The sequence below is a fragment of the Alphaproteobacteria bacterium genome, assembly GCA_040905865.1.
Taxonomy (GTDB): Bacteria; Pseudomonadota; Alphaproteobacteria; order UBA8366.
In genome coordinates this window covers 1-21,908 of the sequence record JBBDQU010000066.1, presented here as the reverse complement: position 1 = coordinate 21,908, position 21,908 = coordinate 1, and the positions used below count along the sequence as shown (strand labels likewise).

The 21,908-nt window shown below is 63.4% G+C and carries 22 protein-coding genes; 13 read left to right on the top strand and 9 right to left on the bottom strand.

Annotated elements, in window-relative coordinates; all coding sequences use genetic code 11:
- Positions 1-41: 41 nt before the first annotated feature.
- From WD767_14590 to WD767_14565, 6 genes are all read right to left on the bottom strand, one after another.
- Positions 42-806 (bottom strand): SDR family oxidoreductase, encoded by a 765-nt coding sequence (locus WD767_14590; GenBank protein MEX2617321.1) that lies wholly within the window; start codon positions 804-806, stop codon positions 42-44.
- 64 nt (positions 807-870) lie between these two features.
- Entirely contained in the window at positions 871-3,030 is a 2,160-nt protein-coding gene (uvrB, locus tag WD767_14585) for an excinuclease ABC subunit UvrB (protein ID MEX2617320.1), read from the bottom strand.
- A 103-nt stretch (positions 3,031-3,133) separates the two neighbouring features.
- Positions 3,134-3,775 (bottom strand): carbonic anhydrase, encoded by a 642-nt coding sequence (locus WD767_14580; GenBank protein MEX2617319.1) that lies wholly within the window; start codon positions 3,773-3,775, stop codon positions 3,134-3,136.
- 133 nt (positions 3,776-3,908) lie between these two features.
- Complete coding sequence (locus WD767_14575; GenBank protein MEX2617318.1) at positions 3,909-4,226, bottom strand: hypothetical protein; 318 nt, start codon at positions 4,224-4,226, stop codon at positions 3,909-3,911.
- A gap of 133 nt (positions 4,227-4,359) precedes the next feature.
- Complete coding sequence (pobA, locus tag WD767_14570; protein ID MEX2617317.1) at positions 4,360-5,535, bottom strand: 4-hydroxybenzoate 3-monooxygenase; 1,176 nt, start codon at positions 5,533-5,535, stop codon at positions 4,360-4,362.
- An 86-nt stretch (positions 5,536-5,621) separates the two neighbouring features.
- Positions 5,622-6,371 (bottom strand): TerC family protein, encoded by a 750-nt coding sequence (locus WD767_14565; protein MEX2617316.1) that lies wholly within the window; start codon positions 6,369-6,371, stop codon positions 5,622-5,624.
- A 109-nt stretch (positions 6,372-6,480) separates the two neighbouring features.
- Here WD767_14565 and WD767_14560 point away from each other — a divergent pair, with 109 nt between their 5' ends.
- A complete protein-coding gene (locus WD767_14560; protein MEX2617315.1) occupies positions 6,481-7,404 on the top strand; it encodes a DMT family transporter in 924 nt (307 codons plus the stop codon).
- Positions 7,405-7,424: 20 nt separating this feature from the next.
- Here the strand turns inward: WD767_14560 and WD767_14555 are convergent, their stop codons facing one another.
- Positions 7,425-7,892, bottom strand: coding sequence for a 6,7-dimethyl-8-ribityllumazine synthase (locus tag WD767_14555; protein MEX2617314.1), 468 nt, complete (start codon positions 7,890-7,892; stop codon positions 7,425-7,427).
- Between the two features lie 108 nt (positions 7,893-8,000).
- On the opposite strand from WD767_14555, the gene WD767_14550 reads away from it, so the two are divergent.
- From WD767_14550 to WD767_14535, 4 genes are read left to right on the top strand one after another with little or no spacing between them, the layout of a single operon-like run.
- Positions 8,001-8,885: a LysR substrate-binding domain-containing protein gene (locus WD767_14550; GenBank protein ID MEX2617313.1), complete on the top strand. Its 885-nt coding sequence runs from the start codon at positions 8,001-8,003 to the stop codon at positions 8,883-8,885.
- Positions 8,886-8,924: 39 nt separating this feature from the next.
- Positions 8,925-10,130, top strand: a complete 1,206-nt coding sequence (locus tag WD767_14545; GenBank protein ID MEX2617312.1) for a CoA transferase — start codon at positions 8,925-8,927, stop codon at positions 10,128-10,130.
- Between the two features lie 26 nt (positions 10,131-10,156).
- The gene (locus WD767_14540) at positions 10,157-11,056 is read left to right on the top strand and encodes a CoA ester lyase (protein ID MEX2617311.1); all 900 of its coding nucleotides are present in this window, start codon (positions 10,157-10,159) and stop codon (positions 11,054-11,056) included.
- A 12-nt stretch (positions 11,057-11,068) separates the two neighbouring features.
- Positions 11,069-11,446, top strand: a complete 378-nt coding sequence (locus WD767_14535) for a VOC family protein (GenBank protein MEX2617310.1) — start codon at positions 11,069-11,071, stop codon at positions 11,444-11,446.
- 380 nt (positions 11,447-11,826) lie between these two features.
- Here the strand turns inward: WD767_14535 and htpG are convergent, their stop codons facing one another.
- On the bottom strand, positions 11,827-13,776 hold the full coding sequence (gene htpG, locus WD767_14530) for a molecular chaperone HtpG (GenBank protein ID MEX2617309.1): 1,950 nt from the start codon (positions 13,774-13,776) through the stop codon (positions 11,827-11,829).
- 99 nt (positions 13,777-13,875) lie between these two features.
- Here htpG and WD767_14525 point away from each other — a divergent pair, with 99 nt between their 5' ends.
- From WD767_14525 to WD767_14490, 8 genes are all read left to right on the top strand, one after another.
- A complete protein-coding gene (locus WD767_14525) occupies positions 13,876-14,550 on the top strand; it encodes a protein-L-isoaspartate(D-aspartate) O-methyltransferase (GenBank protein MEX2617308.1) in 675 nt (224 codons plus the stop codon).
- Positions 14,551-14,671: 121 nt separating this feature from the next.
- Positions 14,672-15,751 carry a long-chain fatty acid--CoA ligase gene (locus tag WD767_14520; protein MEX2617307.1) on the top strand — a complete coding sequence of 360 codons (1,080 nt, stop codon included), beginning with the start codon at positions 14,672-14,674 and terminating at the stop codon, positions 15,749-15,751.
- Positions 15,752-15,756: 5 nt separating this feature from the next.
- Positions 15,757-17,208 carry an acyl-CoA reductase gene (locus WD767_14515; GenBank protein MEX2617306.1) on the top strand — a complete coding sequence of 484 codons (1,452 nt, stop codon included), beginning with the start codon at positions 15,757-15,759 and terminating at the stop codon, positions 17,206-17,208.
- A 10-nt stretch (positions 17,209-17,218) separates the two neighbouring features.
- Entirely contained in the window at positions 17,219-17,974 is a 756-nt protein-coding gene (locus tag WD767_14510; GenBank protein ID MEX2617305.1) for an ABC transporter ATP-binding protein, read from the top strand.
- Positions 17,971-18,729: an ABC transporter permease gene (locus tag WD767_14505; GenBank protein ID MEX2617304.1), complete on the top strand. Its 759-nt coding sequence runs from the start codon at positions 17,971-17,973 to the stop codon at positions 18,727-18,729. The genes WD767_14510 and WD767_14505 overlap by 4 nt, the downstream gene beginning before the upstream one ends.
- A complete protein-coding gene (locus WD767_14500; protein ID MEX2617303.1) occupies positions 18,726-19,715 on the top strand; it encodes an ABC transporter substrate-binding protein in 990 nt (329 codons plus the stop codon). Before WD767_14505 ends, WD767_14500 begins: the two co-directional genes overlap by 4 nt.
- Before the next feature lie 19 nt (positions 19,716-19,734).
- Positions 19,735-20,502, top strand: a complete 768-nt coding sequence (locus WD767_14495) for a 3-oxoacyl-ACP reductase (GenBank protein ID MEX2617302.1) — start codon at positions 19,735-19,737, stop codon at positions 20,500-20,502.
- Positions 20,503-20,550: 48 nt separating this feature from the next.
- Positions 20,551-21,267 carry a class II aldolase/adducin family protein gene (locus tag WD767_14490; GenBank protein ID MEX2617301.1) on the top strand — a complete coding sequence of 239 codons (717 nt, stop codon included), beginning with the start codon at positions 20,551-20,553 and terminating at the stop codon, positions 21,265-21,267.
- 7 nt (positions 21,268-21,274) lie between these two features.
- Here the strand turns inward: WD767_14490 and greB are convergent, their stop codons facing one another.
- Positions 21,275-21,826: a transcription elongation factor GreB gene (gene greB / locus WD767_14485; GenBank protein MEX2617300.1), complete on the bottom strand. Its 552-nt coding sequence runs from the start codon at positions 21,824-21,826 to the stop codon at positions 21,275-21,277.
- Between the last annotated feature and the right edge of the window lie 82 nt (positions 21,827-21,908).

Genomic DNA, 21,908 nt, shown 5'->3' with positions numbered 1-21,908 from the left:
ATAGATGTTTAGTTGTATAATCATACCGGACATTTGCGAATTCACTCATCGACCGGTCCGTCGCCCAGCGGCTGCCGCCAGCCAAGATGCTGCCCGCCGTCAAGCGCTATCATCTGCCCGGTCATCGATGGCGATTCGACAATGAAGCGGACCGCCCGGGCGACTTCTTCCGACGACGCGCCGCGCCGCAACGGCACCGACTCCTGCTGGCGGCGAAACTGTTCCTCGGTCTGGCGTTCATTGCGCAAGGTCGGCCCCGGACCGATTCCGTTGACCCGGATGCGCGGCGCCAGTGCAAGCGCCAGTGTCTGGGTCAGCGTCCACAATCCGGTCTTGCTCAGCGTGTACGACACGAAATACGGCGTCAGGTTCCAGACCCGCTGGTCAAGGATGTTGACAATGACGCCCTCCTCGCCGGCCGGCAGCGCCGCGGCCATATCCTGCGACAGGACAAACGGCGCCCGCAGGTTGGACTCCAGATGCACGTCCCAGCTTGCCCGCGTCGCATCCGCGATGCCGTCGCGTTCGAAATGCGATGCATTGTTCACCAGGCATCCGACGGGACCGAACCGGGCGACCGAATCGACCATCAGCCGCTTTGTCTCCGCCTCCACGGCGAGGTCGGCACGCAGGGCAATCGCCGTTCCGCCCCGGCGCCCGATTTCGGCGACGACCGCGTCGGCGTCTTCCGCCGAACGGTTGTAATGCACGACGACCGACCAGCCCCACGCCGCGAGGTCACAGGCGATCGCCTTGCCGATGCGCCGGGCCGCGCCGGTAACCAGTGCCGTTTTCGGTATTGTCATGGCCGCAGGATAGGGTGCCGGCCCACAGCCGCACAAGGCCGTATATAGGACCGTTCCGCCACGGTCACACCCCCCGGCGCATGCGCTTCGTGCCCTTCTTTCCGCCCGGGCGGCCTTTCGGCATGATGCCCCGCGGAACGGACTGAATGGACGCCGCGATCTTCGGATTGATCGGCGCGGAATCGGCCGGCATGTCGAGGTCGCGGGTTTCGATCCGCTTGATCTCGTCGCGATAGGCGGCCGCCTCCTCGAATTCCAGTTCCGCCGCGGACGCCTTCATGCGCGCTTCAAGCGCCTCGATATAGGTGCGCAGGTCCATGCCGACGAGGTGTTTCAGTTTCGGATCGCCGATATCGACCGTGACATGGTCGCGCTCGTATACCGATTCCAGAATATCGCCGATATCCTTGCGGATCGATTCCGGCGTGATCCCGTTTGCCGCGTTGTAGGCCTGCTGGCGTTCGCGGCGGCGATTGGTTTCGTCCAGCGCGTATTGCAGCGAACCGGTCATCCTGTCCGCATAGAGCAGCACCCGCCCGTCGATATTGCGCGCCGCGCGACCGATTGTCTGCACCAGCGACGTGCGGGAGCGCAGGTAGCCCTCCTTGTCCGCGTCCAGGATCGCGACAAGGGCGCATTCTGGGATATCCAGCCCTTCGCGCAGCAGGTTGATGCCGATCAGGATGTCGAAGACGCCGAGCCGCAGGTCGCGGATGATCTCGATCCGCTCCAGCGTTTCCACGTCGGAATGGATATAGCGCACCTTCAGCCCCGCCTCGATCATGTATTCGGTCAGGTCCTCGGCCATGCGCTTGGTCAGGGTCGTGACCAGCACGCGTTCGCCTTTTTCCACGCACAGGCGGCATTCGGCGAGCAGGTCATCGACCTGGTTTTCGGTCGGGCGGATATGACAGACCGGGTCGATCAGCCCGGTCGGGCGGACGACCTGCTCGACAATGGCGCCGGCGGTGCGCTCCAGCTCCCACGGGCCGGGGGTGGCGGACACGAATATCGTCTGCGGCCGCATGCCTTCCCATTCCTCGAACTTCAACGGGCGGTTATCCATGCAGGACGGCAGCCGGAAGCCGTATTCCGACAGGGTCGACTTGCGCGCATAGTCGCCCTTGTACATGCCGCCCAGCTGCGGCACCGTGACGTGGCTTTCATCGACGATCAGCACCGCGTTGTCCGGCAGGTATTCGAACAGGGTGGGCGGCGGCTCGCCCGCCTTGCGGCCCGACAGGTAGCGCGAATAATTCTCGATCCCGGCGCAGGCGCCCGTCGCCTCGATCATTTCCAGATCGAATACGGTGCGCTGTTCCAGCCGCTGCGCCTCCAGCAGCTTGCCCTGCGCATTCAGCATTGCAAGATGCTGTTTCAGTTCCTCCTTGATGCCGACAATCGCCTGCAACAGGGTCGGACGCGCCGTTACATAGTGACTGTTCGCATAGATCCGGATCGTTTCCAGCGAGCCGATCTTTTCCCCCGTCAGCGGGTCGAATTCGTGGATCGCCTCGACCTCGTCGCCGAACAGGGACACCCGCCAGGCGCGGTCCTCGTAATGCGCCGGGAAGATTTCAATCGTATCGCCCCGCACCCGGAACACGCCGCGCATGAAGGCCGTGTCGTTGCGCCGGTACTGCAATTCGACAAGCTGCTTCAGCAGGTCGCGCGGGTCGAGCTGCATGCCGACCTCGACCTCCGCCACCATGTTGGAATAGGTCTCCACCGCGCCGATACCGTATATGCAGGACACCGAGGCCACGATGATGACGTCGTCGCGTTCCAGCAATGCCCGTGTCGCGGAATGGCGCATCCGGTCGATCTGTTCGTTGACCGAGGATTCCTTTTCCACATAGGTATCGGTGCGCGGCACATAGGCTTCGGGCTGATAATAATCGTAGTACGAAACGAAATATTCGACCGCATTGTTCGGAAAACACGATTTCATCTCGCCGTAGAGCTGCGCCGCCAGCGTCTTGTTGGGCGCAAGCACCAGCGCCGGCCGCTGCAGTTCCTGGATCACATGCGCGACCGTGAAGGTCTTGCCGGAACCGGTAACCCCGAGCAGCACCTGGTCGCGCTCCCCGGCTTCCAGCCCGGCGCAGAGTTCCCTGATCGCCTGCGGCTGATCGCCCGCCGGCTGGTATTTCGACTCCAGAACCAGCCGCCGGCCGCCTTCGGAAAGCGGCCGCTCGAAACCGGCTTCCGGCCGGACCAGCATGATATCGGGGATTGCTGTCAAAACCTTGCCATCACACTAGAGCACGTCAGATTCACGTGATCTTTGGGTCGCCACAGGCGATTCCAACAAACCACGACCTGATCTAATGTTGCGATTCGAATACATTGTGCTCCGGATTCCATATTTCCAGCTTGCCATCGAAAATATTGAGATACCAGCCATGCAGGCTAACCCGGTTCTCCGCCACTGCCTTGCGGATAAAGGGAAATGTGTCCAGGTTTTCCAGCGACAGCCGCACCGCCTGGCGTCCCGACGCATCGACAAGATCGTCGCCGGAGAGCGTGGAGTCTACCGCCAGCGCCCGTTCGCGCGCCTTGCGTAACAGATCGGTCCACGCCGTGATGAACATGCCGCCGGTCGACGGACCCGGTTCCTGATTGCGAACCATCGCCTCCACGCCGCCGCAATGCGCATGCCCGATTACGATGACATGTTCAACATGCAGCCCGTCGATTGCGAATTCAAGCGCCGCGCTGGTGCCGTGATAGGCGCCGGCTTCCTCATAGGGCGGCACAAGGGCGGCCACATTGCGCACCGCAAAAATTTCGCCGGGCTCCGTCTGCAGCACGATCGCCGGATCGACCCGCGAATCCGAACAGGCGACAACGGCGAACCGCGGCCGCTGCCCGTTGCGCCACAGGTCCCGGTATATCTCGGGCGCTTTTTCGTAATAGGTTTCGCGAAATTTCCGGAAGCCGTTCAAAAGTATTTCTACGCCGGTCATCACTACTTGCCCCGCCTGTTGGCTAAAATATTTCCGGGCCCCCGAATCATGCCTTTGGGGCGTATCGAACCAATAACCCAGTATCCCGCTTGTACATAGACATGGTATGGCATGCCAGCCATGAACAAGGCGACTACTCGTTCTTCACCCGTTCGACCAGTTGCTCCAGCGACGTCATCGGACGCGCCTGTTCCTTGTGCCGGTCCTCGTAATGATGCAGAAGCTGGTGGAATTCGTCGGCCGCGGTTTCTATCGTGTAATCCGCGCTGTTATGGCCCGTTACTGCAAACGCCGTAAAATTCGCCGCGGCATTGCGCATGCCCATGGCGACTTCCATGGGATCATGGCCTTCCCCGATCCGGTCATTCGCAAAATTGATCAGCGCATTCGCGATCTGCAGATGAAGGTCGTCTGCCCCGTGCTCTGAATCGTGGCCTGAGTCGTCTGTCATGGCGCCGCCTTCCCGCTTTGTTACCGGCACTCAGAATGCCATATCCCGCCCCGGGAACCAAGCGAAGGCCACGAATCGAAGGCCACGAATCCGGGTACGGCTTGCGGCTTCCATGCGGTCCGGCGCGCCTGGGCTATTCGAAGGGCAACCCCACATAGTTCTCCGCCAGCGCGGTCTGCGCCGCGGGGGAGCGGGAGATGTAATCGAGTTCCGCCAGTTGCAGGCGTCGGTCGAAATCGCCGGCGTCGGGATACCGGTGCATCAACCCGGTCAGCCAGTGGGAAAAGCGCTGCGCCTTCCACACCCGGCGCAGGCAGGTCGCCGAATAGGCGTCGATCAGGTCCGTGCGATTGTCCCGGTAGAACCCGGTCAGGGCTTCAGACAGGTAGCGCACATCCGATGCCGCGAGGTTCAGGCCCTTTGCGCCGGTCGGCGGTACGATATGCGCCGCATCCCCGGCGAGGAAAAGCCGCCCGTGGCGCATCGGCTCCGTCACGAAGCTGCGCAGCGGCGTGACGCTCTTTTCCAGAGACGGCCCGGTTTCGAGCCCGCCTGCACGGTCTTCCGGCAGACGGCGGGACAGTTCGCTCCAGAAACGGTCGTCGGACCAGTCCTCGACCTTTTCGTCCAGCGGGCATTGCAGGTAATAGCGGCTGCGTGTCCTGGACCGCATCGAACAGAGCGAAAACCCGTCATCGTGGTTGATGTAGATTAGCTCGTCGGAAACCGGCTTCGTATCAGACAGCAGCCCTATCCAGGCAAAGGGAAATGTTTTCTCGAACCGCCGCCGCGCCCTGGCCGGAATCGCATGGCGGCTGACACCGTGAAACCCATCACAGCCGGCAATAAAGTCACAGGCAACTTCATGTGCTGCGCCATCCTTGCGCCAGATCAGACGTGGCGCATCGCCTTCAATATCCTGCAGGGCGACGTCTTCGGCTTCGTAGATGACCGTTCCATCCAGCGCGGCGCGGGCCGCCATCAGGTCGCGGGTCCATTCGGTCTGGCCATAGACCAGAACCGATTTGCCGCCGGTGCGCGCGGCGAAATCGATACGGTGGCGCGCGCCGCCAAAGCACAGACCGGCGCCTTCATGCACCAGCCCTTCGCGGATCATACGGTCGCCGCATTGCGCGCGCAGCGCCAGTTCGACAGTACCGCCTTCCAGTACCCCGGCGCGGATACGTCCCTGTACATGGGCGGCGGTCTGCCGCTCCAGCACCACGGACGCAATCCCCTGCAGGTGCAGAAGCTGCGACAGCAACAGCCCCGCCGGTCCCGCGCCGACAATGCCGACCTGCGTGCGCAAACCCGTCTCTCCCCGGATACCGATGGTGGAGTTTAACAGGCGCAGGCCATTCGTCACGCCGCGATTATCGCGGCAGGAAAACCGTATCAGTCCTGGTCGACCGCAACACCCCGCTTCTGGCGCGCCCGCCGTGCCATCATGTTCAGCCCCTCGACCAGGGCGGAGAAGGCCATTGCCGCATAGATATAACCCTTGGGCACGTGCGCCCCGAAACCTTCGGCGATCAGGACCGTGCCGATCATCATCAGGAAGCCCAGCGCCAGCATGACGACGGTCGGGTTGTCGTGGATAAAGGCGGCGAGCGGCCCGGCGGCAAACAACATGACCGCGACCGCGACAATAACCGCCACAAACATGATCGGCAGATGTTCGGTCATCCCGACCGCCGTCAGGATACTGTCGAGCGAGAAGACAAGATCCAGCGCCAGGATCTGCGCGATGACGATGGCAAAGGCGGCGCGGGCGACCTTCGCCTCGCCTTCCTTCGCCTGCGGATCGACATTGTGATGAATTTCAGTCGTCGCCTTCCAGACCAGGAACAACCCGCCGGCAATCAGGATCATGTCCCGCCAGGAGAATTCCTGACCGAACAGTTCGAAGACGGGCGCCGTCAACCCGACGATGACAAACAGAAGGCCAAGCAGGGCCAGCCGCAATACCAGGGCCAGGCCGATACCGATCTGCCGTGCGAGGGGACGCTGCGCTTCCGGCAGGCGGTTGGTGAGGATCGATATGAAGATCAGGTTGTCGATGCCGAGCACGACCTCCATCACGATCAGTGTCGCGAGCGCCGCCCACGCCCCAGGGTTGGCGGCGAGTTGCAGTATATATTCCATGATTGAAGCCTGTCGGTTGCGGTAGCGCTGTCCGGCAATATGGCGTTGCAGGGGCCTCGTTGAAAGGTCCGAGATTGCTGAACACCGAATCGGGCATTAGCGTGCGGCCATGACGGATCGCAACCCCAATGCAATCGCCTATCCGCTAATGGCCTGCGCCGCGCTGTTCTGGGCCGGCAACATCGTCGTTGCGCGCGCGTTCCATGCGGATGTGCCGCCGGTCGGCCTGTCTTTCTGGCGCTGGGTCCTGGCCTTCGCGCTGTTCCTGCCGTTTACCCTCGCGCTGACGCGCCGCCAATGGCCGCTGATCCGCCGGCACTGGCGATGGCTGGCCCTGCTGGCGCTGCTGGGCGGCCTGATTTTCCATACCTTCCTGTATGTCGCGCTGAACACGACGACGGCGCTGAACGCCGCGCTGATCTACGCCATGACCCCCGCCCTGGTCCCGGTTGTCGCGCGGTTCATGCTGGGCGACCGGCTGCATCCGCTGCAGATTGCCGGAACGGCGCTGTCGCTGGCGGGCGTGGCGATCGTCGTCGCCAAAGGCGATCTCAGCACGGTACTGGGCCTGCAATTCACCCGGGGCGATATCTGGATGGTCGGGGCGGTTGTGTCCTGGGCGTTCTATTCGGTGCTGATCAAGCGCAAACCCCCCGACATGCATCCCAATACGATGCTGACCGGCATGATGGCGATGGCCGTCGCGATGACGCTGCCCGTCTACCTGTGGGAGCACCTGACGATCCGGGTCATGCCGGCGACCCCGTCATCCTTCGCAGTGGTCGGCTATATCGCCGTTTTCGCCTCGATCGCCGCCTATCTCTGCTACAATCGCGCGATTGCACTGGTCGGGCCCAGCAGGACGGCGCTGACGGCCCATATGCTGCCGGTCTTCGCCGCCGCCCTGTCGGTGGCGTTTCTGGGCGAGACTCTGCATCTCTATCATCTGGCGGGCGCCGCCGCCGTCGCGGGCGGTATCGGGCTGGCCGGAGCGGCGCCCCCTTCGGTCGCGGGATCTGCCACAAGAACCTAAGCAAAGTGATAGGGCGGCGGCTATTTCACCGTGGCCAGCCCCGCCAGCATGTCGATACAGGCCGCCGCCGCCTCCACGCCCTTGACCTTGAAATGTTCGCGGAAGAACCGGTTGTGTTCGTCATGCTCGTGGAACCGGTGCGGCGTCAGCACCATGGAAATGACCGGTACGCCGGTTTCCAGCGACACCTGAACGATCCCGTTCAGCACCGCCTGCGCCACGAATTCATGCCGGTAGATACCGCCATCCACGACCAGTCCGGCGCCAACGATGGCGGCATATTTTCCGGTCTCGGCGACGCGTTTCGCCATCAGGGGAATTTCAAGACTGCCCGGCACGTCGAACAGGTCGATCGATTCCTCCTTCATTCCCCGCGCGCAGAGCGCGGCGATGAAGGCGTTGCGCCCCTGGTCGACGATATCCGCATGCCAGCGCGCCTCGATAAAGGCGATGCGGTCGGGTTTGGTCGTGCGTTTGCGCGGCGGCATGGGCGAGCCCTCGTTTTCGGAACCGGAACCGGGAATGTGTCCGACCACAGGGTACATCGACAAGCAAAAGATTGGCGACTAACTTATGAGAAAATATCATGGATTTCCATGGATCCGTTCGACCGACCGTTTCGCACGCCGCTGAATGCCGTGCGCGCCTTCGAAAGCGCGGCGCGGCTGCTGAGCTTCACCCGCGCCGCGCAGGAACTCGGCGTCACCCAGGGCGCGGTCAGCCGGCAGGTTGCGACCCTGGAAAACCATCTGGGCCAGAAGCTGTTCCAGCGGGTCGGCCGCTCGATTGCGCTGACCTATGCCGGGCAACACTACGCATCCGATATCCGCGATGCGCTGGCCCGGATCGAATCCGCGTCGGCGCGGATGATCCGCCGCCCGGAAGACGCGGTACTGACGGTCGGCGCAACATCAGTGGCGAGCCGCTGGCTGATCGGCAGGCTGGCCGATTTCCAGCGTACCCACCGGGCGTTATCGGTGCATCTGCGGGTTCTGGAAACCGCGGCGGCGCTGCACGGATCGGGGATCGACATCGCGGTGCTGGGCGAGAATACGGACAGCGCCAGCCTGGAATCGCGCGAAATCGGCCTTGAATCCCTGATACCGGTCTGCAGCCCGGATTTTCCGGTTCCCGGGACGCCGGCGGCGGTCGCGCGGTCGACGCTGCTGCATTCGACCAGCCACCCGGATGCCTGGCCGCGCTGGTTCGCCGCGGCCGGATTGCGGGATGCCGACAGCCTTGCAGGGCCTGTCTTCGAGGATGCGGCAATGGCGGTCGAGGCCGCCATTCAGGGTCAGGGCATCGCGATCGCACCGGTTCTGGCGGTCGGCCAGGCCATTGAATCCGGGCGGCTGACCGCGCCATTCGACCTGCGCGTGCCGAGCGGCCGCCGCTACTACCTGACCTGGCCACGGGCCAGGGGCGGCATGAACAAAGTACGGCTGTTCCGGGATTTTCTGCTTGCGGCGGACGGTGTGTAGCGCCTTGATTGCCGGGATCACCTGCGGAAAGGATATGACGTGCCGAGTTTCGACGAGAATTTCAAGGGGCCGCTGGACGGCAAAACCGTGCTGGACCTGTCCCGACTGGTGGCGGGCAACATGGTCAGCCTGCAGCTGGCCGATTACGGCGCCGAGGTGATCAAGATCGAACCCGCCGGCAAGGGCGATCCGCTGCGCCACTGGCTGACCGACAATATCCCGGTCAACTGGAAGGTCTATGCCCGCAACAAGAAAAGCGTTTCGCTGGAGCTTCGCGAAGCCGACGCCAGGGACATCCTGCTGCGCCTCGTCGAACAGGCCGACGTGATGATCGAAAATTACCGTCCGGGCACCCTGGAGAAAATGGGCCTTGGCCCGGACGTACTGCATGCCCGCAATCCGAAGCTGATACTCGTCCGCGTGTCCGGCTTCGGCCAGACCGGCCCCTACAAACACCGGCCCGGCTTCGGCACGCTGGTCGAGGCGATGTCCGGCTTTGCCGACCGCAACGGGTTCGAGGACCGGGAGCCGGTCCTGCCGCCGCTCGCCATGGCGGACATGATCGCCGGCCTGTATGGCGCCATGGCGGTGCTGATCGCGATCCGTGAATGCGAGGTAAAGGGCGGCGACGGGCAGGTTATCGACCTGTCGCTGCTGGAGCCGATGTATTCGATCCTCGGCGCGGAGGCGGCCTGGCACAAGGTGACGGGCGACGTGCGCGAACGCGTTGGCAGCGGGTCCAACACCTCATCGCCGCGCAATGTTTACGCGACCAGTGACGGCAAATGGCTCGCCATGTCGGGATCCATCCAGTCGATGGCCGAACGCATTTTCCGCGTCATCGGCCGCGACGACATGAACAGCGACCCGAAATTCCACAACAACACCGCCCGCGTCGCCAATCGCAATGAGGTCGATGAAATCGTCGGCGGCTGGATCGGCGCGCGGACATTGGACGAATGCATGGAGGTTTTCGACCGCGAGAACGTTACCGTGGCGCCCGTCTACAACATCGCACAGATCATGGAAGACCCGCATTTCCGCGAGCGCGAGATCAACGTCGATCTGCCGGACGAGGACATGGGCACGGTCCCGATGCACAATATCGTGCCGCGACTGTCGCGCACGCCGGGCGGATTCGCCCGCCCGGCGCCTTCGCTGGGCCAGCACAACGCGGAAATCCTGGGTCGTATCGGCATTTCTGCAACGGAAGTCGCGGCACTGAAAGAACGTGGCGTCCTGTGACGCCCACAAAAACTGGGGAGAATAATATGAACGCAACGGTGAACGACAATCCGGTCTGGCGATCGCTTCTATACGTACCGGTCAATGTCGACCGCTACGTGGACAAGGCGCATACGCGCGGCGCCGACGGCGTCATCCTCGACCTGGAGGACAGCGTCACGCCATCGGAAAAAGACCACGCCCGCACGCTGATTCTGGAAGCGGCGGTGAAGGTCGCGCGCAACGGCGCCGATGTTCTGGTCCGCATCAACCGGGAACTGGAACTGGCGGTGCGTGATATCGAGGCAGCCATTTCGCCGCTGGTCACGGCCCTGAAACTGCCGAAGGTGCAAAGCGCCGACCACGTCAGGCTGCTGGCGGAACTGGTCGACAGCCTGGAAGCCAAGCGCGGGATGCGCGTCGGCACGACGCGGCTGATCCCGATGGTGGAAACGGCGAATGCGTTCTTTTCCATGGACGCCATCGCCAGGGCAAGCCCGCGCGTCGCGACCGTCCTGCTGGGCGGGGAGGATTTCGCGCTCGACTGCGGTTTCGAACCGGATCCGGAGGTCTACCAGTACCCCAAGCAGCAGTCGCTGCTCGCCGCCCGGGCCGCCGGGCTGACGCCGATGGGGCTGATCGGCACCGTCGCCGATTTCAGCGATGCGGACGCCTATCGCGCCGTGGTCCGCCATTCGGCGAAATTCGGATTCGAGGGCGCATCCTGCATCCATCCGGCCAACGTGGCGGTCCTGAACGAGGAATTCAGCCCGAAACCGGAAGCGGTCGCCTATGCCCGGCGGGTCGTCGAGGGTGACAAGAAGGCGATTGCAGAGGGACGGGGTTCGTGGTCGCTGGACGGCAAGATGATCGACATCCCGGTGGTGATCCGCGCCCAGCGCCTGATTGCGCGAGCCGACCGGATCGCTGCGCGCGGCAACGTCTGACGGCGCCGCCGGATGATCGACCATGTATCGATTGCGGTGCATGACCTTGCCAGATGCGCGGCCTATTACGAGACGTTGCTGGCGACCATCGGGCTGACCCGCCTTGTGGACCGGGAGGGGACCGTCGGGTTCGGCAAGAAGTATCCCGAATTCTGGCTGAATACGCGGCCCGGCAAATCGTCGGAGCCGGCGGAAACGGGCGCCCATATCTGCCTGCGGGCGCCGAGCCGTGAAGCGGTCGACGCATTCTTCGCCGCCGCACTGGCCGGCGGCGGGACCAGCGACGGCGATCCGGGGCCCCGGCAGGGCGCGATGACGGAATATTACGGGGCCTTCATCCTGGACCCGGAGGGCAACAAGATCGAAGCGGTCACCTTTCCGCGCGACTGACGCGGGGAGTCGGACATTCGCGACAGCGCCACGGATCCGGTGCCGCCCGGCGGATCCCGCCGTGTAACCGGGCAGGCCTGATCGGTAAACGACCAGGACGTATTGTTCAGAACGATGCCGCAACAGGCAAGGCGCGGGCCTTCGCCCGTATCGATACACACGCAACTGCTGACGGCATAGGATACGCCGCGATAACGGCAGGTGCAGTCCGGGTCTGCGGATGCAATGCCGGACCACAGTAACAGCGCCACGCCGGCAAGGCATGACCCGATACGGGTAAGGCGCATGATGGCGACTCCGTCACGTATTGGCGGAACAGTCTACGCCAAAAACGGTACCCGGGGAACCGGCATACCGCGAACGGGACGGCCGTCAGCCGGTCACGCGCCGAATCCTTTCGCCATTGCCGCCGACATCCGCCGCGCGAATGCGGCGGGGTCCGGCAATTGCTCGCCTTCGAGTATCCGGGCCTGGTCGAGCAGCAGGAAGGCCGAATCCTCCATACTGCCGGAATCCGCCCTGGCCTGCTCGGCGAGCTGGCGGATCAGCGGATGCGACGGATTCACTTCCAGAATCCGCGGCGCGCGTTCCGACACCTGGCCGTGCAGCTTCATGATGCGTTCCAGGTTCATGTCGAGATCGCCTTCCCCGGCAACGAGACAGACCGCGCTTTCGGTCAGCCGGTCGGAGGACCGGACATCCTTCACGTTCTTGCCGAGCGCCAGTTTCAGCGCGGCGGTCAACCGGCCGATATCCTCCTCGGCGGGCGCGTCCTCGGCTTTATCGTCGTCCTTGCCGTCCGGCTTCCTGATCGATGACAGGTCGGCGCCGCCCTGGGTTGCGGATTTGAACGGCTTGTCGTCGAACCGGCCGACCATCGGCACCCAGAACTGGTCCACCGGGTCGGTCATGAGCAATACCTCGACCCCGCGCGACCGGAAGCCTTCGAGCTGCGGGCTGCGTTTTACCACATCCAGGTCGTCTCCGGTGATGTAGTAGATGGCGGTCTGGCCTTCCTTCATCCGGCCGACATAGTCCTTCAGCGAGACCAGCCCGTCGCCATGGGTGGAACGGAAGCGGGTAAGGCCGAGCAACGCCTCGCGGTCGCCTGTGCCGTCATACAGACCTTCCTTCAATACCGCGCCGAAATTGTCCCAGAAGGCGCCATAGGCTTCGGCGTCTTTTTCCGCCTTCGATTCCAGTTCGCGCATCACGCGGCTGGTAATGCCGTTGCGGATGCGCGTCAGCACCGGATTGTTCTGCAGCATCTCGCGGCTGATATTCAGCGGCAGGTCGGCGGAATCGATCACGCCATGCAGGAAGCGCAGCCAGCGCGGCACCAGCTCCTCGCAATTATCGGTGATGAACACGCGCTTCACGTAGAGACGCACCTTGGACGCCTTTTCCTGTGTATACAGGTCGAAGGGCCGGTTCGCCGGGATATAGAGCAGCCCGGAATATTCGATCACGCCCTCGGCGCGGAAATGCAGCCTGGTCCACGGGTCGCCCGGCGTGTGGGAAACGTGGTGGTAGAACTCATTGTACTGCTGGTCGGTTACCTCGCTGGCCGGGCGGGTCCACAGCGCCGATGCCGTATTGACCGCTTCCGGAGCCTTGTCGGCGTCGTCCTTGGCCTTGACGTCCTTTACCGTGATCGGGAAGGCGATATGGTCGGAATAGGTCTTGACCACGCTGCGTACCCGGTAGGCATCGGCATATTCCGACTGGTCTTCTTTCAGGTGCAGGGTGATACGGGTGCCGCGCCCATCGGCCTGCGCCTCCGACATGGTGAAGGCGCCCTTGCCGTCCGACGACCATTGCCAGGCCTCGTCCGATCCGGCCTGGCGGCTGATGACATCCACCTTGTCGGCGACCATGAAGCTGGAATAGAACCCGACGCCGAACTGCCCGATAACGGAAACATCCTTCTTCGCATCGCCGGAAAGCTGCTCGACGAATGCGGTCGTTCCGGACCGCGCAATGGTGCCGAGGTTTTCCACCATCTCGTCATGGGTCATGCCGAGCCCATTATCGCTGATCGTCAGCGTACGGGCGTCCTTGTCGACCTCGATGGCGATGCGGAAATTCGGGTCCCCTTCGGTCAGCGACGGTTCGGTAATCGCCCTGTAGCGCAGACGGTCGCAGGCATCCGCCGCGTTCGACACGAGTTCGCGGATGAAGATTTCCTTTTCGCTGTACAGCGCGTTTGCGACGATATCCAGCAGGCGGCTGACTTCCGCCTGAAACGAATGCGTTTCACCGCTGGCGGCGGCCTTCTTGCCGCCCGCCGACTTGTTCGCGCTCTTTGCGGGTTTTTCTTTTGCTGCCATGGCGTTCTATATCCACCCCCTTGTCAAAACCTACCGCTATATGTGTTACGATGCCGTGAGTCGCAAGACCTTTGCCTCGATACTACGGAAAGCGCCATCATGACCGATGCAAACGAACAGGCGCGCCGGTACCTGCTGGACGAAATCGCGCGGGAGGTGGCGGCGACTCGACGCTACGTGGGCATAACCCGGCTTTCCCCGGCGGTCGTCGCCGCGCTGGAAACGGTGCCCCGGGAAGAATTCGTGCCGGACGACCTGCGGCACCTGGCATATCAGAATCGGCCCCTTTCCATCGGGCAGGGGCAGACGATTTCCCAGCCCTACATCGTCGCCATCATGACCGAGCTTGCCGCCCTGACGACGCAATCGCATGTGCTGGAAATCGGCACGGGCTGCGGCTATCAGGCGGCGGTGCTGGCGGAAATTGCCAAAACCGTCGTGACGGTCGAACGGATCGCATCGCTGGCCGGCGACGCAAAGGCGCTGCTGAAACGGCTGGGCTACGATAATGTCACGGTGATTTACAGCGATGGCGGCAATGGCTGGCCAGCGGAGGCGCCCTATGACGCAATCCTTGTCACGGCGGCGGCGGCGACACTGCCGACGGCGCTGCTCGATCAACTCCGCCCCGGCGGCCGCATGGTCATCCCGCTCGGCCGTCAGGACATGACCCAGTCGCTCGTCGTGATGGAAAAGGACGCCGAAACCGGCAAGGTCCGCGAAAGCTGCAACCTGCCCGTGGCGTTTGTGCCATTGCTGGGCGGCTTGAATTGAGCAGCCTCCCGCCCGATAGTGGGTACTGTAGCACATCAGGTTTGAATGGAACCGGTTGCGGTTCCATTCAAACCTGTGAATCTGATCTAGCGCCAATTTCCCGCCAACAGGTTCGATCCGCATGACAGAAGCGCAAATTATTGAGGCGTTGCTCGCCTTCATCGACCGCGATGGCGCGGATGACGATGCGTTCAACGCAATGGCGCTGACCGTCTTCGCCTACCAGTTCGAGAATAACCAGCCCTATCGCCGGTTCTGCCAGCAGCGCGGGCGGACGGCGCGGACGGTGAAGGACTGGCGCGACATTCCCGCGGTACCGATCAACGCCTACAAGGACCTGACGTTGAGTTGTTGCGCAGCGGAAGACGCCGGGGCGGTGTTCATGACCAGCGGCACGACCCGGGGCGAGCTGCGCGGCAAGTGCCACCACCCGGACCTGCGGGTCTATGACGCATCGATGGTAACGCATTTCCGCGAACGCTTCATGGCGGGGCGCGCGAAAATACGCATCGGCATCCTGTTTCCGGACGAGAGCATGATGCCGAATTCGTCGCTGGCGCATTACCTGGCGCTGGCAAAGCGCGAATTCGGCACGGTCGACAGCCATTCCCTGATCGGGCCGGACGGGCTGGATACGGACACGCTGTATGCCGCGCTGGACCATGCGGAAACGACTGGCGAACGCTATGCGCTGCTGGGCGCGACCTACAGTTTCGTGCACCTGATGGACGAAATGCGCGAATCGGGACGCAGTGCAAAACTGCCGGTCGGCAGCCGAATCCTCGATACCGGCGGGTTCAAGGGGCAGTCGCGCGAACTGGAAATGGATGACTTCTACGATCAGCTATCGGCGGCGTTCGGCGTGCCGCGCGGCAACTGCATCAACATGTACGGCATGACCGAATTGAGCACCCAGTTCTACGACAACGGCAACGCAGTCGTGCCGTCGGTGAAATCCGGACCGCACTGGATCCGCAGCCGCATCATCAACCCGCTGACCGGGGCGGAACTGCCGCGCGGCGAGACCGGGGTGATCGTGCATTGCGACCTGGCCCATTTCAACTGCGTTTCCGCCATCCTGACCGAAGACGCCGGGATCGCGGCCGACGGAGGGTTCCTGCTGCTGGGCCGGGTGCAGGGCGCGGAAGCGAAGGGCTGTTCCATGGCGGTCGACGCCTTTCTGGAAGCCGCGAGGGGATAACCGGTTTGACCGAACGGGCAGGGTATCTTCCGGGCATTGCCGAGGCCGACGTCGAATGGCGGGTGCTGAACTTCGCGCGCGGCAATGCGGCGCTGGCGGTCGAGGTGCCCGTGCTGGACGACGCGCAGATGGATGCGCTGGCCACCCGGGTGAAACAGGCGAGCCGTGACGTGCTGAAAGCCATGACGGTGTCGGAAATCGTCGAGGTAATCGACCGCGCCATCGCCCGGCTGCTGGATCGCAACGATCCGTACCGGCGGAAATGCGAGGCGCTGCTGCCGCTGGTCAGCGGCTATGACGCGGAGATGGTTCGGCTCGGCCTGACCGGTTACCTGAAAACCTTCCGCAAGCCGGAATTGCGGAAATTCATCGCCGAGGATTTCGCCAATCCGAAAGTCCTGGACGAATTCCAGCCCGCGCCGAAGGGCGGCTTTACGAAAGCCGTCGGTCCCGGCCTGCTGGTCCATGTCTGGGCCGGGAATGTGCCGGGCCTGCCGCTGTGGAGCCTGGTGGCCGGATTGCTGGTCAAGGCGGGGAACATCGGCAAACTGCCGAGCGGCGAGCCGTTGTTCGCCGGCTGGTTCGCGCGGTTGCTGGCGGAAGTGGAACCAAGGCTCGCCAATTGCCTCGCCATCGTATGGTGGAAGGGCGGCGACGCGGCACGCGAGGAAGCGCTGCTGAAACAGGCCGATACCGTGATCGCCTATGGCGGCAATGAGGCGCTGTCCGACCTGCGCCGGCGGATCCCGGTCACGACGCGTTACCTGCCGCATGGGCACAAGGTCAGCTTCGGCATGATTTCCCGCGCCGCGCTGGACACGCGCAAGGCGCCGGGCGTGGCGCGGCAGGCGGCCTATGACGTGGTGCGCTACGACCAGCAGGGCTGTTATTCGCCGCATCTGTTCTTCGTGGAACGCGGCGGCCGGGTATCGCCGCGCGAATTCACAAAATATGTCGCCCATGCGCTGGCCGGGTTCGAGGCAAAGTATCCGCGCCGGGAACTGACCATCGCGGAAGCCGGCGGCATTGCCGCCTGGCGCGACGCGGCGGAAACCGAGGCGATGTCCCGCCCGGAAATGGATGTGATTGCCGGCGAAACCGGTAGCTGGTGCGCGGTGTACAGCGACGCCGCGACGACCCTGGACCCCAGCGGGCTGAACCGGACGATCCGCATTGTCGCGGTCGATGCGCTGGACGAGGTCGCGCCGCTGGTTGCGCCGTTCAAAGCCTTCCTGCAGACGGCTGGCATTGCCGCCGCGCCGGAAGAGCTGCACCGGCTGTCGGGTATATTGGGCGAAGCAGGGGTGACGCGCATCTGCGCGCTGGGCAGCATGACGGCGCCCGAAGCAGGCTGGCATCATGACGGACGGTTTAACCTGCTGGACCTGATCAGCATGGTCGAAGTCGAACGCTCGGCGGAGACCGCCGCCGAAGCCTTCGCCCCCTATACCGACTGACGCGGGCGAGATGGATTTCGTAAGCCTGCGGGGCGTCACCCATACCTACCGGGATTCGGACGGCAAGCCGGAACTTATCGTCGACGGTTTCGACTGGTCCATCGGCGAGGGCGATTTCCACTGCCTGGTCGGGCGCAGCGGCTGCGGCAAGACCACCCTGCTGAAACTTGTCGCCGGGCTGCTGCAACCCGATAGCGGATCGATTACCTTGCAGGGCCGGACGGTGCGCGAGCCGGGCGAACAGATCGGGTTCGTGTTCCAGCGGCCGACCCTGCTTGAATGGCTGACGGTGGCGGAAAACATCCTGCTGCCGATTTCGCTGAAACGGCGGCCGGGCGCCGCAGACCGGGAGAAGCTGGAGGCGCTGCTGACGCTGGTCGGACTGTCGGGACTGGGCGACCGCAACGCGACGCAGCTTTCCGGCGGGCAGCAGAGCCGCGTCGCCATTGCCCGGGCGCTGATCCTGGAGCCCCCCGTGCTGCTGCTGGACGAACCCTTCGCCGCACTGGATGCAATCACGCGCGAGGAACTGCAGGACGACCTGCTGCGCCTGTTCCGGCTGCGCAACACGACGGTAATGTTCGTGACCCATGACATCCGTGAAGCCGTGTATCTGGCCGACCGGGTTGCGGTGATGGATCGCGGGCGGCTGATCCGCGACCTGACGATCCCCTTGCCCCGGCCGCGCGACGGGGAAATCCGGTTCACTCAGAACTTCACCGCGCTGTGCGCGGATGTCCGCCATGCGATGGATGTACCGGCATGACACACAGGCTGATTTCCGCCGCGCTGTTCGTCGCCTTCCTGATTGGCTGGGAAGTGTTTTCCCGCGTTTCCGGCTTTCCCGAACTGGTGCTGCCGTCGCTGTCGGCGGTGCTCGACACGCTGTGGAGCGGGCTGACCAGCGGCTACCTGCTGCCGCATATCTGGCTGACGGCGGCGGAAATGCTGCTCGGGCTCGCCACGGGCTGCATCGTCGGGTTTGTCTGCGGCGTCGTGCTGGGCGAATCCGCCTTTTTGCGCCGAATCCTGTATCCCTATATCATCGCCAGTCAGGTGATTCCGAAGCTGGCGCTGGCGCCGCTGTTTATCATCTGGTTCGGTTTCGGCATGACCTCCATCGTGGTCATCACGGCGCTGATCTGTTTCTTTCCGTTGCTGGAGAACACGCTGACCGCGATCCAGCATGTCGACCCGCAGAAGCGAGAACTGTTTCGCATGCTGGGCGCGACGCGAATGCAGACCCTGCTGCGGCTGAAAATCCCTGCCGGTCTGCCGGTGATCATGGCCGGGTTCCGGGTCGCTGTGGTGCTGTCGCTGGTCGGCGCGGTGGTCGGCGAATTCATCGGCGGGCGTGAAGGGCTGGGCGCGCTGATCATCGCCTCGCAGGGGATGATGGACTCGCCCTTGATGTTCGCCGTACTGATCGTCATAACGATACTTGGAATGCTCCTCTTTCAGGCGACAATCTGGTTCGAAAAATGGCTGCTTCGCAAACATGTGACAGGAACCGAACAATGATCCGCAAGCTGCTGCGCACCCCCTTCCTCATCGTCTGTTCCGCCATGCTGGCGCTGGCCGGGCCGGCGGCAGCCCAGGCGCTCGACACGGTCACCGTTGCCGGCTGGAGCCCGGCGATCAGCGAAATCACCAACCTGCTGGCGGAACCGGACAAGGGCTTCTTCAAGGCGAAGGGAATCGATCTCGTCTACGTGCCGGGTACCGGCGGCGGTTCGGCCATCGTCAACATGCTGTCGGGACAGGCGGACATCGCCTTCACCGATCCCGCCAGCCTGTTTATCGCGTTGGACAGGGGTGAAAAGCTGATCGCGATCTATAATATTTACCCGCAAAACGTCTTCAATGTGGTTTCCCCGAAATCCCGCAACATCACCAAACCGGCGGACCTGAAAGGAAAGCGTGTCGGTGTTTACAGCCTGAACAGCGGCACCCGCCAGAACCTGCAGCTCCTGCTGGCGCAGGCCGGCATGTCGGAAGAGGACGTCACTATCGAGGTCACCGGCCTGCTCAATTTCGCGCCGGTCGTCCAGGGACAGGTCGACGCCACGTCGGCAACCGATACGGGCCTGTTTGTCGGCAGGATGAAGGGCCTGGGCGAAGTCAATGTAATCGAGGTACGCGATTATCTGAACCTGCCCAGCGACCTGTTTGTCGTCACCGAGGAAATGTACAACACGAAGAAGGATCTGTTGCGCCGTTTCCTGGAAGCATACAGGGACAGCGCGGCCTGGATGATCGCCAAACCGGTGGAGGCCGCGAAGATCGCGATGACCCGCGCGATCAACGGCAAGGACGAAGAGGTCAATCTGGGAATCATCAAGCTGCGAAACCGGTCCGCGATTTCGCCGACGACGGCGAAACACGGCCTCGGCGCGTTCGATATCGAGCCGCTGGAGCAGGGGGCGGCGACGTTCAAGTTGCTCGGCCTGATCAAGAACGACATCGACATCACCAAAGTCGTGCGCACCGACCTGCTGCCGAAATAGTCCGGCGCGGCGGCAAACGATGGATTTTCGCGGGCAGACTGTCATCGTCACCGGCGCCAGCCGCGGCATCGGCGCGGCCGTCGCCAGGGCCTTCGCCGCGGAAGGCGGCAATGTGGTCGTCAATTACCTGCGGAACGCGGATGCCGCGAACCGCACTGTCGATGCCTGCAAGGCGGCGGGCGGCGACGCCCTGGCAATTCAGGCCGACGTCACCGACGGAACCGCCATGCAGCGAATGGTCGATACGGTGGCGGAGGAGTTCGGCCGGATCGATGCCGTCATCAACAATGCCTTCCGTCCCTACGCCTTCGATCCGGATAACCGTAAAAGATTCGACGAACTGGACTGGACCGATTACCGCGACCAGGTCGACAGCGCGCTGCAATCCACCTTCAACCTGTGCCATGCGGTGTCGCCGGTGATGACGCGGCGGGCGACGGGCAGCATCGTCAATATCGCAACCGACCTCATCGCGCGCGCGGTCGTCCCCTATCACGAATATACCACCGCCAAATCCGCGCTGGTCGGGTTCAGCCGCACGCTGGCGGCGGAACTGGGACCCCTGGGTGTCCGCGTCAACTGCGTCGCCCCCGGGCTGGTCTATCCGACCGATGCCAGCCGCGGTACGAAGGAAGCGGTAAAGGACGCCATCATCGAACAGACCCCGCTGCGCCGCATCGCGACGCCGGAGGACGTGACCGGCCCGGTCCTGTTCCTCGCTTCCGAATGGAGCCGGTTCATGACCGGCCAGACGCTATTTGTGGATGGCGGGCTGGTGATGGGGTAGCATCCGCGCCGGGCGGGCCAGCGGGGCCCGTCTCTTGAGGCGACCGGGATGTTCAGGATTACCGAAATCAAGCGCGATATCGTGATCGCGAACCGCATTCTGGCCCATGAAGGCATCGCCGATGCCTTTGGCCATGTCAGCGCGCGAAATCCCGGAAAACCGGACCAGTATTTTATTTCGCGGTCGCGCAGCCCGTCGCTGGTAACCGCCGCCGACATCATGGAATTTCACCTGACCGGCGACAGTATCGGCAAGGACGACCGCAAACCCTATGCCGAACGGCATATCCATGGCGCCATTTACGAAGCCCGGCCGGATGTGCATGCGGTCATCCATAACCACGCGCATGAAATCATCCCCTTCACAGTGACGAAGACGCCGCTGCGCCCGCTGGTGCACACGACCGGAGTCATTGGCGCCCATGTCCCCGTATGGGATATCGCGGACCGGTTCGGCGATACGTCGCTGCTGGTGACCGATATGGAACAGGCGCGCGACATGGCGCGGGCGCTGGGCGATGCGCGGGTCGTGCTGATGCGCGGCCATGGCTGTACCGTGACCGGCGCCAGCATCCGGGAAGTGACGCTCGCCGCCGTCTATACCCATGTGAATGCAAAACTGCAGCTACAGACCATGCCGCTGGGCAATGTGACGTATCTCAGCCCCGGGGAGATCGAAAAAACGCCGGAAGCGCTGATCGGGCCGCTGGCGATGGAACGCGCCTGGGATTATTACGCGGCGCGGGCGGGCGCCGACAGGTTGTAACCCGGCGCTACCCGTCTCCGTAACGGATCGTCAGGATCTCGATTTCCATGTCGCCATTCGGCGTCTTCATCCGGACGACATCGCCTTCGCCGGCCCGCATCAGCGCGCGGGCGACGGGCGACACCCAGCTCACCTCGCCGTTTTCCAGCCGCGCCTCGTCGATGCCGACGATACGCACCGTGCGTTCCCGATCATTTTCATCGCAATAGGTCACGGTCGCGCCGAAGAAAACCCGGTCGCGGCTGGTCTGTTTCGCGGGATCGACAACCTCGGCGATTTCCATCCGTTTCTGCAGAAAACGGATACGACGGTCGATTTCGCGCAGCCGCTTCTTGCCGTAGATATAGTCGCCGTTTTCCGACCGGTCGCCATTGCCCGCCGCCCAGGATACGACCTCGACAACCTTCGGCCGTTCTTCGCTGAGCAACTGCTTCAGCTCCGCCCGCATCTTCTCGAAACCTTCCGGCGTGATGTAATTCTTCACGCCCTTCGGGATCGCCGGTCCGGCATCGGGTTCGACCTCCTCGACCTCGGTTTCCCTGGTGAAAGCCTTGCTCACCGGTCTTTCCCCCGCCACCGGCCGGTCTTAACAGGCTGCGGAAAAACGCAATATTGCGGCCCCTTTCCGCTTGGGACCAGGC